Here is a 634-nt window from a genome sequence, read left to right as displayed (position 1 = left end):
CTCTAGGAAAACTGGTCAAAAATGGCGGAATATACAATTGTATATTCCGCCATAACGCATCCACGATTCCGAAACAGATTGGCCACCATTCCGAAAAAAGTTGGTCGATCTTCCGCTGGAAACTGGCCATTATAAAGTTGATTTATCTTAAAACTTACAATATTTCAAAAAATAGTTGGGGTTCCATCTTTATTAGACCTAGCTCTGTATTATCTTTTTATTCATTTCAACAAGCTGGTGCCCCCAAAAAATACCAATACTCCCTAAAACACAAAAAATGATTGCTATTATCAAAACCCATTTTATCAAAGCGTTTCGATGTTCAACTACTGAATCGAACGACACAATTACTTTGGAATCTATAGATATCGCATAGATCTGAGGTTTCCCACTGGGTCTATTGTAGACTAGGAGGTCTACCACACTATTTTTACTAGATTTTATGCCTAAAAGAATATCCGGAACACGTCCATTCCATTTGCTATACGTAAAATCTAAATTATCGATAGTTATGTCCAATTGATTACCATTAGTTTCTACACGTTCTATAATACCGCTATACTTCTCCAACGTAGAAAAGTCAGGATACTTAACTGTAAATATAAACTTAGTGCTAATACATACAGTGAGTATT

1 protein-coding gene is annotated in these 634 nt (G+C 35.0%); it reads left to right on the top strand.

What is annotated here, in order from left to right; genetic code table 11:
- Positions 1-281 (top strand): hypothetical protein (locus tag J3L11_RS18900; RefSeq protein WP_207571997.1); only part of this gene is annotated, 281 nt, incomplete at its 5' end.
- Positions 282-634: the final 353 nt, after the last annotated feature.

The organism is Shewanella sp. 4t3-1-2LB (genome assembly GCF_017368415.1).
In the GTDB taxonomy this organism is placed as follows: domain Bacteria; phylum Pseudomonadota; class Gammaproteobacteria; order Enterobacterales; family Shewanellaceae; genus Shewanella; species Shewanella fodinae.
The sequence above is the reverse complement of the archived record's forward strand: the minus strand, read 5'-3'. Positions and strand labels throughout refer to the sequence as shown.